A 14,754-nucleotide genomic window follows, 5' to 3' on the forward strand; every position below is an offset into this window, starting at 1 on the left:
CAAAAGGAAGCACTTATCTCGCTTAATTAAAGTGTTCATCGATGACTTTATTCAGTTTTGTCGTACCCATCAAAAAGGCGACTCTCTGTTTAATATTTCACTGTAGATATAAACTAAAATCCGTTATTGCAACAAAACCAAACTATCCAGAACTCAAATTAACTAATGCGTATTCTTAAATTGTAACTTCACCAAACGTTGGTACAAATCGCAACTGTTTAGTAACGATTGATGATCCCCAACATCAACCAATTGTCCTTTATCTAATACTGCTATTTGATCGGCATGTTGAATAGTCGAAAGGCGGTGGGCAATAATTAACGTAGTTCTACCCTGCATTAACGCCTCTAAAGCTTGTTGCACATGCTGTTCACTCTCACTATCTAATGCGCTGGTCGCTTCATCAAGTAATAATATATTAGGATCTTTTAGAATGGCTCTTGCGATAGCAATAAGTTGTCGTTGACCACCAGAAAGTCTTACCCCTCGCTCTCCCAGAAAACTGCTGTACCCTTCAGGTAAATTCATGATGAACTCATGCGCATGTGCCTTTTTAGCCGCCTCAATAATTTGTTCATCGGTAGCATGTGGATTACCATAACGAATATTGTGGAAAACATCATGACTAAACAGTGCAGGCTGTTGTGGTACAAGTGCCATTTGTTTACGAAGTTCTTGTGGGTCAAATTGACGAATGTCGACACCACCGAGTGTTACCCGACCTGATTGTGGATCATAAAAGCGTTGTAATAATTCAAACAGCGTCGTTTTACCTGCACCAGAAGGACCAACAATCGCAAGAACTTTGCCTTCTTGTGCTTTCAATACTAAATCATCAACTGCAGCTTGATCGGGCCTTGAAGGATAATTAAAAATAACATTCTCAAATACAACGTCAGAAGAAAGTGATTGAGGGGACATCATATTTTGACTAGGAGCCACAATATGGCTTTCTACTTGGAGTATTTCAATCAGCCTTTCTGTTGCGCCTGCTGCTCGTTGCAATTCACCTAAAACCTCTGAGATATTCGCTAATGAAGAAGCAACTATGATGGCATAAAAAACAAAAGCACCTAAATCACCAGCCGACATAGAACCGTTAATCACATCGCTACCACCGACCCAAAGCATGCCAGTTATCGCACTAAAAACAATCACAATGACACCTGAGATCAAGATAGCACGCTGTTTTACACGTTGACGTCCAATTTCGAATGCTTTTTCTACTTCATAAGAGAACGATTTTCTTTCTTGCGCTTCGTAACTGTAACTTTGAACCGTTTTAATGTGCTCTACCGCCTCCCCCGCATAACTTCCAACATCGGCCATTGAATCTTGGCTTTTGCGTGATAAAGCTCTCACACGACGTCCATAGACAAGTATTGGTATAAGAATGAATGGTACAGCGACTAATACAATCAATGTTAGTTTTATGTTGGTCGTAAATAACATAATCATTGCACCAACACACATTAATGCACTGCGCATCGCCATCGAAAATGAAGACCCAATGATACTCTGTAGCAAAGTCGTATCAGTAGTGATGCGTGACATAATGTCGCCACTGCCATTGATTTCAAAATAACTGGGATGCAAGGTAATCACATGATTAAATACCGCAAGCCTAATGTCAGCACTGACTCGCTCTCCCACTGAAGACACTAAATAGAATCGAAAAAAAGTGCCAATTGAAATCAGCACTGTTATCGCAAGAATAAATTGGATCGCACTTTTTAACTCTTGTATCGATTGTTGAGAAAATCCTTCGTCAATCAGGATTCGTACACCATGGCCTACAGATAAAGTCAGTGAAGCGGTACATATTAACGCGACCAGTGCTGCAGCGACTTTCCCTTTATAAGGATGAATAAACGTCATTAGCTCGAATAAAATACCTAGATTTTTACCTTTGGAATAAGATTGAGCGGTACCATTTGGCGTAAATTGAGTTTTCATAAACACACCTTGCTTTTACCCACTTCAATTGAAGTGAGTATTGAAATTGAATCTTTAGCTCAATTATTAGTAAGAAAAGGGACAATTTTAGGACTATCATTCAGCGATTAGGATCTCAATGAATGAATAGTTAACCAATTGATTAAAATGTAATACTGAAAGGAAGTAGCTCAATACCCAACACAGTACTAAAAGCGGTAATCACCAATAATGAGGTCTTAAATACCGATTTAGACCATTGAACATAGTTAGACTCATCCATGTTTCTGTACGTCACTTTAAACCAACCATAACAAGAGATCGCAACAACGGCTAAATACTCATACCCAGTATGTCCAAAAGCATATAAGCCAAGTGCAACAACAGAAAAAACCAGCACATAAATCATAATATGTTGACGTGCTTTTTGAATGCCTTTTACCAATGGCAGTACCGGAATATTGGCTTGTTGGTAATCTTTCATTCTAAACATCGCAATGGCATAAGAATGCGGCATTTGCCATAAACAGAATAAACCAAACAGCAACACGGCTTCTAAACTGAGGTAGTTAGTCACCGCTAAGTAACCAACTAACGGTGGGATCGCCCCCGATACACTGCCAACAAGTGTGCCGTATACCGAGGTACGTTTGTACCACATCGTGTAAAAGAATACGTAGAATACATAACCTAACAATACCATGACCGCCGACAAAGGATTGGCCATTTTATACAATAAGCCTGTTCCAATCAGTAGCATTATAATCGCAAATAAAAAAGCGAACTCTATATTGATTGAACCTGTCACTATCGCTCGATTACGAGTGCGCGACATTTTAGCATCGATATCTCGATCAAAAATATTATTCACCACACAACCTGACGCAATAACTAAAGCAACGCCTAACATAGTATAAATAAGCAATGACAGAGTAATTGATTCAGATTTAGCCGCTAGAAAATAACCGGCTAATACCGAAATTAAGTTACCCATTATAATGCCGGGCTTGGTCAGTGATACGTATTCTTTAAACATATCCGCGCCCTACATCATCATATTGTTATTAAGGTTCCACATGATCCAAATAGAACCTGCAATCACAATAAACACAATAACGGCAGTAAACACAAAAGACAGCATATTAAAGCGCCCTTTTTCTGTGCTATCCATGTGAAGGAAATAAAATAAATGTACCACTAACTGTGCTATTGCTGAGAGAATCAAAACAACAATAGTCACCTCACGAGATAAAACCCCAGTGTAGGCAAAGTAAAATGGGATCATAGTTAAGATAAGAGAAGCAATAAAACCAGTAATATAACCTTTTGCCCCTAAATCTAGGTGATCACTGCCCGATACAGATTGATTAGCCATTAGATAACCCCCAACAAATACACAATCGTAAACACACAAATCCATACAATATCTAAGAAATGCCAGAATAAACTTAGGCAATAAAAGCGCCCTTTCATCAAGTCATTCAAACCTTTGGTACTTAGTTGGAAGTAACACACACTTAACCAAATCAAACCGAAAGTAACATGTAAACCGTGAGTCCCCACTAGGGTAAAGAAGGCCGATAAAAACGCACTACGCTGTGGTCCAAACCCTTCTCCAATCAAGTGATTAAACTCATACACTTCCATTGAAATAAAACCTAAACCAAGCAGCGCTGTAATTAATAACCAACGTTTTAAGCCTGCCAGATCTTCGCGTTTCATTGCAATAATACCGAAACCAAACGTAATACTACTAAGCAGTAATAACATGGTTTCAACGAACACAAATGGCAGTTCAAAAATGTCTTTTCCGCTTGGCCCACCGGCAGTGGCGTTAACAAGCACTGCATAAGTGGCAAATAAAGAGCCAAACAAAATGCAGTCGCTCATTAAGTAAATCCAAAAACCATATTGCTTCATTTCATTCGCATCGTGATGATCATGATCATCATGTTTATGCTCAGCCGTTGGATTAGCGTACATAATCTACCTCCATATCTTCATCATCGGCATGTGTATTTTGTTGTTTTGCTTTTCTTAATTTGGCTTTATTGGCTTCTTCAATTGCCTTAATTTCTTCAACTGATACGTAATAATCACGATCTTCATCAAAACTATGAACAATCGCGGTAACAATAATTCCGACAAAACCAATAGCCGCTAACCACCAAATATACCAAATCATTGCGAAACCAAAAATCAGAGATAGACCCGAGATGTAAATACCCGTCGCCGTATTTTTTGGCATATGGATTGGAGAATATTCTTCTTCAGTACGTAATGTAAATTCAACACCCGCTTCACCGCGTTGTTTTTGATACCAAAATGCATCAATTTCATCACCTTTCGGGATTTTCGCAAAATTATAAAACGGCGGTGGAGACGACGTTGACCATTCTAGAGTTCGAGCATCCCAAGGGTCACCGGTTAAATCTAGATTTTGTTCACGGTCTCGAATACTAACAATGTATTGAGTTACCTGACACGCAACACCACAGAAGATAACAAAAGTACCAAATGCAGCCACAGCAAGCAGTGGGAAATATTCAGGGTCGATGTGTTGGCTCAAACGACGAGTCATTCCCATAAAGCCCAGCGCATAAAGAGGTAAAAACGCCAATAAGAAACCGATGATCCAGCACCAAAATGCACGTTTACCCCATGTTTCATTTAACTTAAAGCCTGTCGCTTTCGGGAACCAATAACTAACACCAGCGAAACAACCAAAGACGACACCACCGATAATCACATTATGGAAGTGAGCAATCAGAAACACACTGTTATGTAATACATAGTCAGCACCAGGAACGGCCATTAATACCCCGGTCATTCCACCAACAGTAAAGGTAATGAAGAAACCAATCGTCCATAGCATTGGTGAAGTAAACTCCACACGCCCACGGTACATGGTAAATAACCAGTTAAAAATCTTAACCCCTGTCGGTATCGAGATTATCATAGTGGCAATACCAAAGAAGGCGTTCACATTCGCACCAGAGCCCATGGTAAAGAAGTGATGTAACCACACAACAAATGCAAGAATGGTAATAACCACCGTCGCCCACACCAGTGAAGTGTAACCAAACAACTTCTTACGGGAGAACGTAGCCACAACCTCAGAATACACACCAAATATTGGCAAAATAAGAATATAAACTTCTGGGTGTCCCCATGCCCAAATTAAATTAATGTACATCATCATGTTACCGCCCATGTCATTGGTAAAGAAATGGGTACCGATGTAACGATCCAAGGTAAGTAACGCAATGGTCACTGTTAATATTGGAAAAGAGATAATAATCAATACGTTGGCACACAATGATGCCCAAGTAAATACTGGCATTTTCATCATAGGCATAGAAGGCGCACGCATACGCATAATCGTGGTAAAAAAGTTCACTCCAGAAAGCGTTGTACCTATACCAGATATCTGAAGAGCCCAAATCCAGTAATCAACTCCGGTTCCTGGGCTTGCTTTAATACCCGAAAGAGGTGGATACGCCAGCCAACCAGTACGTGCAAATTCACCCACACCTAAAGATAGATTGGTTAAGATCACACCTACCACAAATAACCAAAAACTTAAGTTATTTAAATATGGAAATGCAACATCACGTGCACCTATCTGCAGCGGTACCACTATATTCATTAAACCAATGATCATAGGCATCGCTACGAAAAAAATCATAATCACGCCATGGGCACTAAAGATCTGATCATAATGTTCAGGGGGCAAATACCCCGCTTCACCAGCAGAAGATAATAATTGCTGGCTCCGCATCATAATGGCATCCGAGAAACCACGAATGAGCATAATTAAGGCCACTGCAATATACATGAAACCAATTTTCTTATGGTCAACCGAGGTGAACCACTCCGACCATAAATATTGCCATTTACCATAATAAGTAATGGCTGAAACAACGCTAAGTCCCACAATAGCGATTACCGCTAAAGTCACCACGATAATTGGTTCATGGTATGGTACGCTGCCGAGAGAAAGTCTTCCTAACATACTAATTTCCTATTCTTTGCTATTTGCCATGTCCATATGATGTTCTTTACCCATGCTTTTCTCGCTTGAATTTAAAGAACCCCTATATTGTTTCACCACATCAGAAAACAAATGGGCTGGAACACTAGAATAATAAGTCACGGGCACGTTTTCACTTGGCTTTGCCAGTTCACGATACGCATCAAAATCGCTCATCACTAACGCACCGTCTTTGTGTTTCAAGCTCTTAGCCCATTCCCCAAATTCCTTACGAGTTTCTGTAACATGCGCAGTAAATTTCATACCGGAGAAACCAGCACCGCTATAACTAGCAGAGATCCCTTTATAATCATTAGCTTCATTAGCAATTAAATGAACTTTCGTCATCATTCCGGGCATCGCATAGATTTGACTGCCCAAACGAGGAATAAAGAATGAATTCATAATATTATCTGATGTGACTTTAAACTGAACCGGAACGTCTTTTGGAAAAGCGACATAATTCAATGTAGCAATGCCTTGTTCTGGATAGATAAATAACCATTTCCAATCCAGTGATATCACTTCTATTGTCATGGGTTTTACATCGCTAACTAATGGCTTAGATTGCTCTAATTCATGCGTAGTGCGCCATGTAATAATGCCTAAAATAACAATGATAATGATCGGTACAGCCCAAACAATCACTTCAACTTTAGTAGAGTGTGCCCATTCTGGTTCGTACTTTGCTTCTGTATTCGATGAGCGGTATTTATAAGAAAAATAAACCGTCATCAAAATCACCGGAATAACGACAATCAACATTAATAACAGTGCAGTGATAATGAGTTCTTTTTCTTGAATACCAACAATCCCTTTAGGATCAAGTAATGCAGAGTTACATCCTGATATAAACAGAATTGAGCCTAGCAATCCTCCTCGTGACAGAATATTTTTATATTTTAAGACTTCCATTCTCAATCTCAATATTAAAAGTTGAAGACATATCTATATGTTACTCGCTTTAATGAAAATCTAATTTTTAGCTATAAATATCAAGTTTAAACGCTATTTTCGACGGTTCATTCCCTCTATCTAAAGTAACCATAACCGTTTATAAATTTGCATTAAAAAAGTTCAACATAAATAATCGTTATTACGAACACGCACACAAAAGTGTAACAGTTCGAAATTAAATGTAACATTATGTTACAACTAAAAACAAGTTTGATTAATGGTATACCTGTCTATATTTGTTGGTGATAACGCTTTTAAAAAGCGTTTTTTTATAGTTAAAGAAGATTAATATTCGTCAAAAACTGTAATATATGCATTTAATACAGACTAATATTAAGGTGAAAACTTGATATAATTAAAAATAAACACGGGCGTTAAATTTATATATTAGTGATATTTTTCAATCATCTCCTGACAACTCTCAAGGAAGCACTTAACTCGATTAAGTAAAGTCTTCATCGATGACTTTATTCAGTTTTGTCGTACCCATCAAAAAGGTGACGCTCTGTTTAATATTTCGCTATAGATATAAACTAAAATTGGGGGTTGCTCACACTCTTACGTTAATTCGTACAGTATAAAGAATATACAGATGCGAATTTAAAGGGAGAGTCAGTGAACGCCATTAAAGCCATGTTAACTGCCATGCTTGGAAGCTTTCGTGATCTTCTCCCAATTATTCTGGTCATCGCTTTCTTCCAACTCGTGGTATTACAAGAGCCCCTACCAAACCTTGGTTCTATTCTCTTTGGTTTGCTACTTGTTGTATTGGGTTTAACCTTTTTTATCTTTGGTCTAGAGATGGGCCTATTCCCTATTGGCGAATCGATGGCACAAGCCTTTGCCAGAAAAGGGAGCGTTGGTTGGCTATTGCTTTTCTCTTTTTGTTTGGGGTTTGGAACCACCATTGCAGAACCCGCCCTCACCGCGGTTGCAGCAGAGGCTGCTGAAGTCGCCGCAGAAGGAGGCATGATCCCGCACACAGAAGATGAAATGGACGATTATGCCAATGGATTACGATTAACCGTTGCTCTCTCTGTTGGCTTTGCCATAGTCATTGGGGTGTTACGGATTTTAAAAGGCTGGCCAATTCATATCATGATCATTGGGGGTTACATCACGGTGGTTGCCCTTACTTGGTTTGCCCCTGAAAACATCATCGGCATTGCTTATGATTCTGGCGGTGTCACAACATCCACAATTACTGTCCCCTTAGTTACCGCGCTTGGTGTCGGATTGGCCTCAACCATTAAAGGCCGCAGCCCGATGTTAGATGGTTTTGGGCTCATTGCTTTTGCTTCATTACTCCCTATGATTTTTGTCATGATATACGGGATGGTATTAGCATGAATAATCTCATTCTGTTCATCGATACTTTCCTATCTACCATCCGTGACGTATTACCGATTGTGGTGATTATTTTTGGCTTTCAATTTGCCGTGTTAAAAAAGCCAATTGCCAATTTACCTAAAGTTATTCTGGGATTCTTCTATGTGATTTTAGGCTTATCCCTATTTTTAATGGGATTAGAACTCGCGCTATTTCCACTCGGTGAATCAATGGCAACGCAATTAACTGCCCCTGACTTTATCTATGAAGGTAAAGACCTATTAATCCAAACGTTTGATTGGGTCGATTACTATTGGGTCTATATTTTTGCTGCCACAATTGGTTTTAGTACTACTATTGCTGAGCCATCACTCATTGCTGTTGCTATAAAAGCCAATGCGGTTTCTGGTGGCAGCATTAGCGTTAATGGATTAAGAATTGCTGTTGCTCTGGGTGTCGCTTTTGGTATATCGCTGGGCAGTTATCGTATTGTTGTGGGTGATCCTATTCATTATTACATCATGGTGGGCTACGTCATTGTGGTTATCCAAACCTTTTATGCGCCTAAGATAATCATTCCATTGGCTTACGACTCTGGTGGTGTAACGACCTCTACAGTAACCGTACCTTTAGTTACCGCGCTTGGGCTTGGGCTGGCCTCTACCGTTCCCGGAAGAAACCCGATGATTGATGGCTTTGGGTTAATCGCCTTTGCCAGTTTGTTCCCCATAATTTCAGTAATGGCTTATGCACAGATCAGTGCCTATAGAAACCGATCAAAAAATACCGAATTAATCGATTAATCAGGAGAAAGCCTATGCGCTTTAAATTGTTACTCGCTTTTGTAGAAGAAAGTAAAACAGAGGCGGTTCTTGACGCCGCCCGCAATGCTGGAGCAACCGGTGCAACCGTTATTAATCATGCTCGTGGTGAAGGGTTGAATAAAAAAACCACCTTCTTTGGGCTTACATTAGAAGTACAAAAGGATGTTTTATTGTTTGTCGTTGAAGAGCACTTAGCACGATCTATCTTAGAAACGATAAATCAAGTCGGAGAATTTGATACCGAATCAGGTCAAGGCATTGCGATTCAAATCGATATTGAAGACGCCGTAGGGGTCGCTCATCAAGTAGAAACACTCACCAAGGCTGTTGGGGAAAAACTATGAATAAAATAAAAGTAGAAAACGTCATGTCTAATACTTATGTCATGGTTGATGGGTTAATGACGGTAGCTGAAGGTATTCAACTGGCAAAACAAAAGCAAGTAAAAGCACTCATTGTAAAAAAACGCGATGAAGAAGATGAATATGGAATTGTTCTGATGAATGACATCGCCAAAAAAGTACTTGCTCAGAACCGCCCTACCGATCGCACCAACATTTATGAAATCATGACAAAACCTGCTTTATCAGTCTCTCCGGATATGAACGTAAAATATTGCGCTCGTCTTTTTGAACGGTTCGGAATTAGTCGTGCTCCGGTGATAAAACACGGTGAAATAGTTGGCATGGTCAGTTATAACAACATTGTATTAAATGGTATGGCAGAGGTGAATCCCTAACCAAAATAGACGTACTTCGGTGACTTAAAGACGATGAAGATCTCTAAGCCACCGAACCCATTACTCTGTTTTTTGAATGATCAGTGGTGCAAAGTCGGCAACCGCATTATTACCGGCACCAGAATGATCGGTGTATTCCGTATCTTTCATTATGGTATAAAATACATCAACAAAATCATCGTCATTAATGAATAAATCATCTGGAAGCAAGGCAATAATTGCACTTGTCATTTGAGGAATGATTAAATAAGCCTGCGCTTCTTTATCAGGTATAGTCGCTAAAAAATCACTTGCCGCTTTTAAGATAGTTTGCGCTAATTCTTTGTAATCCGTTTTATCATCTTGTTCCATCAAGATAATATCCGCGGCACCCCAACGATAACGCTGTCAAAAAATCATGATTTGATTTGCAGGGTAAGATTGCTCGGCGTAATCAAGATACGGCATTTCAATCAGATCAATCGTTGGTTCATCACGATCAGGACTGACACCAGAAACAATCGCATACACTTCGGCTTTACCAGAGATCCATGGTTCATGATCATCCTTTAGCTGAATTTTTTTCAATATAGTCGTATTGATTTCCGTTGGCTCTGCTGGTGCACTTTGCATCATAGAGTAACGAGCGATTTTTTGTGCTTTCGGCTGTTCTTGTAATGCTTTTAACTCATCACGCATTAACGCCAAACCAGCTTTCAGTTCTTCGCGGTTATTGGTATCAACCACTAAAACAGGACGCTCTGGAATATCATAAATATCTAGGTAATGGACGTTGCCATCAACATCAAATGCTTCAATGTATTGCCATTCACTTTCTGCCCCTTCAGGTTCAAAAGCGAATAATGGACTTTGCCCCGCCTGCCAACGAGCAAGCATGCTTGGGTCAGCAAGACGCAATTCCAACAATTCGTCAGTATATTGCTGTAACCCGCGAGATTCGATCTCAGTATCATTAGCCGCACTCATTGCTGCCATAAAAGTTCGAGCTTGAGGCTTGGGTTGAATAGGTAAATCAGATAAAGAGGCACTTAATTGGTACTGATTAATCGTACCTTTTAAGCTCTTCTCTAATTGAGGAAAAGCACGACTCAGCTCCTGAGCTAAGTCACGTTTAGACACTTCATCTTGCGCATTCGCTGAAACAGGAGTCATCAAACAAAGTACGAGTAGCGCTGTTAATTTGTTCATACAGCATTCCTTTTTATAATTATTGTATGTATTTACATCCGTTTACATTTGTCCTTAAGCACACTGTAACAAAACCACGTAAAAATTAAAGTCAATACTCTAAAATAGATACTTAATACAAGATCTCACTATTGAAACAGTTAAATTTACCTTTTGGTAATTTAGTCAAAAGTGAACCAAACTATTCGATAGAAGCGAAAGAAATACGAAAACGCAGCAGTATTGTAATAGAAGGGTGTAAGCAGGTTGGCGACAACCATTTCGTTAAACATTGGGATGAGGCAGCATAATGACATTAGATACTTGGTTAATCTCGATTTCTAATTGGTATGAAGCAAAGCAATATGACCAAATAGAAACGCTTGAAACACTCTTATACTCCGCGCCTAATTCGGTGTGGGGGCCAACATTGACTGACGAGCAAAGTAAGGCAATAGCCTGTTGGTTAGATGGGTGTTTAAGAGTATTTGAGCACACCAAGTATAATAATACGAAGAAAGCATACCAAATGTTGCAATACGCCAGCGCTAAGTTAGAGGTGGCCGCCTTTAACTCTGCAACGGATATTGATATTAAAGATTGGTGCTTAAAACGATTACAACACCTCACGGTACTCAGCTTGGAGTTTTGTAATCAACAACAAGACCAATCCACATGGCATGAGAAAGCCCACTCATTAATTGAAATGCACGTTAAATTAATGGTGAGCCTTTCTTGGAATGAAAGTAGCGCACCAAATTTAATATCCCCCCATTAATACCTTATACAAAGACAATAAAAAAGCAGCAGATTAACCCCTGCTGCTTTTCTTTTTTATTTAACTCACCTTAAAGAAAGACAACTCTTCGCTTTGTTTTACAGCCAATAGCGCTAATTCTTTCGCAGCTTGTTGTGTCTGATTCACTGCCGCTACATTCTCATTTACTAAGTCGAATGTTCTCGTGGTATTTTTAGCGATATCTTCCGTCACATTGTATTGCTCTTGTGAAGCCGTAGCCACTAAGGTATTTATATCTGAGATGGCTTGAACAGATTGAGCAATATCATCAAAAGAAGCTTTCACATTATGAGATAATGCCACTGACTCTTGAATAGAATTAACATTTGCTACCATATTGTCATTTGCTTTTTCTGATTGCGCTTGCAGTGTAGAAATAATGCCTTGAATATTTTTAGTCGACTCTTGAGTTTTAGCCGCTAAGTTCCGCACTTCATCGGCTACCACCGCAAAACCACGACCTTGTTCCCCAGCACGAGCTGCTTCAATCGCTGCATTCAAAGCCAGTAAATTAGTTTGCTCAGAAATAGAACTAATCACATTTGTTACTTCTCCAATATCAATCGCGCTATTTTTTAGCTCTTCGATCATATAAGCCGTTTCTTGAACCGATTCATTAATGTTTTGAGTTAATAAAATAGATTGCTCTAGCGCTTTATTTCCTTCAGTTACATTATCAATTGCTTTTCTTGTTTCATCTTCAGCTTGAACCGCATTCGATGATACCTCTTTTGAAGTACTTGATAATTCACTAATCGCCGTCGATATTTCTTCTACTTGAGCTAATTCACTTTGAGTATTTTTAGCGGTATTTTGCATAACAGCAGTCAACTCTTCAGAAGAAGAACTCGTATTATCCGCTGAAATAGTGAGTTCATTAATAAGATTTGATAGCCTTCCAATCGATTTATTGAATTCTTGTTTAATTTTAAAAAATTCATTTCTAGATGGAACAATAGGCAACGGTTTTAAAACACCATCCGCCAATAAAGCAATAGCCGACGACATTTCATTAACGTTCTTATTGATAATATTATTTATAATAAAGAATAAAACGGCAGAACAAAAACAACCTATAAACGTTAAGATTAATGTAATTGAAATTAATCCACTTAATGATTCATCCAACAACTCCGTTCTTTGAGCAAGGAATTTTTTTTCTTCAGCAGAAATCTTGTCAAATACGATTCTAATTTCATTAACATATTTTTCTCCATCTGCTTTATCTATAAACTCTAGAGCTTCACTTAAACTTTTAGTATTCCGAATTTCTATCCCTTGATCTATAACGTTTTCTTTCCAATTTGAATAAGTTTTTATAAGTGCATTTAATCTATTCGTTTGATCTGTCGTAGGATTATTAGAAAAAAAGGTAGACAACGTCTCAAGATCTGAATTAATCGAACTTACTCCTATCTCATAAGGCATTAGTGATGATTTTTCATTAGTTAACATATACCCCCTGAAACCGGTTTCTATGTTAATCACTTGCTCTAAAGAATGCTGAACCAGTCCCATAATCGTGTATGTTTTTTCTACTGCGTCGCTGTTCTTTTTAATCTCTTCATTTGAATTATCTACAGAAACATAAATAGACATAAATGAAATGAATGTCACAAAGAAAGCAATAATCATGAGTAGTTTAGTTGGTAAATTTGCTAGCTTATTCATTTTAACCTTATAATATATATTTTATAATTTGATGCGTCATCACGTTCTCTTTACAAATAACTAAGACTGCACATCACTTTTTTATTTAATGAAAACATAAAGAAAATCGAACTTAATCGGTTAATAATCGAATGAAAAAACAGAATAAAATCATTAAAAAAATAGCCATATAATATTGCTTTGATTTTTTTATTAAACCATTACTTTTCGCTTTCCTCTGGGGTATTTTCCTTAACAAAAGATCATGACCATGACTTCTTTTAAGGTTGTGTTTCATCCACCCCATATCTTCATCACAAACTTCAAACGTGCAATAAACATCACAGCCACTGACTAAATTATTAGTACATAAATCTAAAAATGATGTTTCAGAATTAGCGACTAATATGTGTTTATTACTCATTATCTATATTCCTTAATTAACTAACTAAAAATCCATAGAAAAATTAAAATTATAAAGACTAACCTCTATTTCTTTTTTGCAATCGCGATCAAACTCCAGAACCAATACCCTTCTGTTATACAGGCAATACTTTACATTCACACAAATAATGACAGTTTCGATTTCTTCACCACTAAAACATATCGGTTTTAATTCTATATGGCGATGTAATTTAATATTTACAAAGTGATCTTTTTTAGAAAAATAAAATGATTCAACCATAAATTCGGAAAGAGAACATTGGTGTTTTTTCTCTCCAGAAATAAACATCATATCTTCAGATTCAAGTCTAATAACCCCAGAATAATTAATGATCATTTTATTCAAATCTTCAATGTAAAACATAAAATCATACCTTAAATAAATAATTTTAATTGTGAATGTGGCTGCTCTCGATATATCTATAGATTATTTTTTAAAAAGCACATTAATGAATTAGCTGTATCTAATTTATCAAAAGTACCGTTATGTTTAATACTTCTATTCCGATTGCTCATCTTTAGCGATTTTTCCATTTTCAAATATGAATACAGAGTAAGATTTTTTTTAGATTGAATAATGCTATTCATATTTACGTGATCCATTTCTATGGGATCAAATGAGTTATCAGTTCGATAACCAGATTGATATACAAAATAACTATCGATTATTGACTCTAGAGATAAGTAGCCAAAAACATTGACCGCCTTATGAAATCGGCCGTAAACCCTTTTTCTCAACATGTCCATAATTAGAATTCACCGTAATATCATGAATAAAAACACAATTCCAAGACGTAACAGTACATCTCAAAATAAACTACTTTAATTTAAGGAAATATGAAGCCGTATATTAATAAAATCCTACTTAACAAATGTA

Annotated in this window: 14 protein-coding genes and 2 pseudogenes; 6 read left to right on the forward strand and 10 right to left on the reverse strand. The window is 37.8% G+C overall.

Annotated features, from left to right (window positions below):
* Positions 1-162: 162 nt before the first annotated feature.
* From AACV33_RS18490 to cyoA, 6 genes are all read right to left on the reverse strand, one after another.
* Positions 163-1,956, reverse strand: coding sequence for an ABC transporter ATP-binding protein/permease (locus AACV33_RS18490; protein ID WP_182699497.1), 1,794 nt, complete (start codon positions 1,954-1,956; stop codon positions 163-165).
* 142 nt (positions 1,957-2,098) lie between these two features.
* Complete coding sequence (gene cyoE, locus AACV33_RS18495; RefSeq protein ID WP_023602873.1) at positions 2,099-2,971, reverse strand: heme o synthase; 873 nt, start codon at positions 2,969-2,971, stop codon at positions 2,099-2,101.
* A 9-nt stretch (positions 2,972-2,980) separates the two neighbouring features.
* Positions 2,981-3,310: a cytochrome o ubiquinol oxidase subunit IV gene (gene cyoD, locus AACV33_RS18500; protein ID WP_023602872.1), complete on the reverse strand. Its 330-nt coding sequence runs from the start codon at positions 3,308-3,310 to the stop codon at positions 2,981-2,983.
* A complete protein-coding gene (gene cyoC / locus AACV33_RS18505) occupies positions 3,310-3,918 on the reverse strand; it encodes a cytochrome o ubiquinol oxidase subunit III (RefSeq protein WP_023602871.1) in 609 nt (202 codons plus the stop codon). Before cyoC ends, cyoD begins: the two co-directional genes overlap by 1 nt.
* Positions 3,908-5,950, reverse strand: coding sequence for a cytochrome o ubiquinol oxidase subunit I (cyoB, locus tag AACV33_RS18510; protein WP_023602870.1), 2,043 nt, complete (start codon positions 5,948-5,950; stop codon positions 3,908-3,910). Before cyoB ends, cyoC begins: the two co-directional genes overlap by 11 nt.
* Positions 5,951-5,959: 9 nt before the next feature.
* Complete coding sequence (gene cyoA / locus AACV33_RS18515) at positions 5,960-6,883, reverse strand: ubiquinol oxidase subunit II (protein ID WP_023602869.1); 924 nt, start codon at positions 6,881-6,883, stop codon at positions 5,960-5,962.
* A 657-nt stretch (positions 6,884-7,540) separates the two neighbouring features.
* On the opposite strand from cyoA, the gene AACV33_RS18520 reads away from it, so the two are divergent.
* From AACV33_RS18520 to AACV33_RS18535, 4 genes are read left to right on the forward strand one after another with little or no spacing between them, the layout of a single operon-like run.
* Positions 7,541-8,275 carry a DUF1538 domain-containing protein gene (locus AACV33_RS18520; protein ID WP_017021663.1) on the forward strand — a complete coding sequence of 245 codons (735 nt, stop codon included), beginning with the start codon at positions 7,541-7,543 and terminating at the stop codon, positions 8,273-8,275.
* The gene (locus tag AACV33_RS18525) at positions 8,272-9,057 is read left to right on the forward strand and encodes a DUF1538 domain-containing protein (RefSeq protein ID WP_065609757.1); all 786 of its coding nucleotides are present in this window, start codon (positions 8,272-8,274) and stop codon (positions 9,055-9,057) included. The genes AACV33_RS18520 and AACV33_RS18525 overlap by 4 nt, the downstream gene beginning before the upstream one ends.
* 14 nt (positions 9,058-9,071) lie before the next feature.
* Positions 9,072-9,422, forward strand: a complete 351-nt coding sequence (locus tag AACV33_RS18530) for a P-II family nitrogen regulator (protein WP_012551569.1) — start codon at positions 9,072-9,074, stop codon at positions 9,420-9,422.
* Positions 9,419-9,817 carry a CBS domain-containing protein gene (locus AACV33_RS18535; RefSeq protein ID WP_012551570.1) on the forward strand — a complete coding sequence of 133 codons (399 nt, stop codon included), beginning with the start codon at positions 9,419-9,421 and terminating at the stop codon, positions 9,815-9,817. The genes AACV33_RS18530 and AACV33_RS18535 overlap by 4 nt, the downstream gene beginning before the upstream one ends.
* Before the next feature lie 60 nt (positions 9,818-9,877).
* Here the strand turns inward: AACV33_RS18535 and AACV33_RS18540 are convergent.
* A pseudogene (locus tag AACV33_RS18540) lies at positions 9,878-11,005 on the reverse strand (DUF3103 domain-containing protein).
* A 143-nt stretch (positions 11,006-11,148) separates the two neighbouring features.
* Here AACV33_RS18540 and AACV33_RS18545 point away from each other — a divergent pair.
* Both AACV33_RS18545 and AACV33_RS18550 read left to right on the forward strand, forming a co-directional pair.
* Positions 11,149-11,295 (forward strand): annotated as a pseudogene (locus AACV33_RS18545) (ABC transporter ATP-binding protein); the annotation flags it as partial.
* Entirely contained in the window at positions 11,295-11,762 is a 468-nt protein-coding gene (locus AACV33_RS18550) for a transcriptional regulator (RefSeq protein WP_065609761.1), read from the forward strand. The pseudogene AACV33_RS18545 and the gene AACV33_RS18550, both read left to right, overlap by 1 nt.
* Positions 11,763-11,822: 60 nt before the next feature.
* On the opposite strand, the gene AACV33_RS18555 is transcribed toward AACV33_RS18550, so the two are convergent.
* The 3 genes from AACV33_RS18555 to AACV33_RS18565 form a co-directional block, all read right to left on the reverse strand.
* Positions 11,823-13,454, reverse strand: coding sequence for a methyl-accepting chemotaxis protein (locus AACV33_RS18555; protein WP_017021659.1), 1,632 nt, complete (start codon positions 13,452-13,454; stop codon positions 11,823-11,825).
* A 112-nt stretch (positions 13,455-13,566) separates the two neighbouring features.
* On the reverse strand, positions 13,567-13,857 hold the full coding sequence (locus tag AACV33_RS18560; protein WP_017021658.1) for a hypothetical protein: 291 nt from the start codon (positions 13,855-13,857) through the stop codon (positions 13,567-13,569).
* 24 nt (positions 13,858-13,881) lie between these two features.
* Positions 13,882-14,241, reverse strand: a complete 360-nt coding sequence (locus AACV33_RS18565) for a hypothetical protein (RefSeq protein WP_017021657.1) — start codon at positions 14,239-14,241, stop codon at positions 13,882-13,884.
* Positions 14,242-14,754: the final 513 nt, after the last annotated feature.

It is taken from the genome of Aliivibrio sp. SR45-2, assembly GCF_963890165.1.
Taxonomy (GTDB): Bacteria; Pseudomonadota; Gammaproteobacteria; order Enterobacterales; family Vibrionaceae; genus Aliivibrio; species Aliivibrio salmonicida.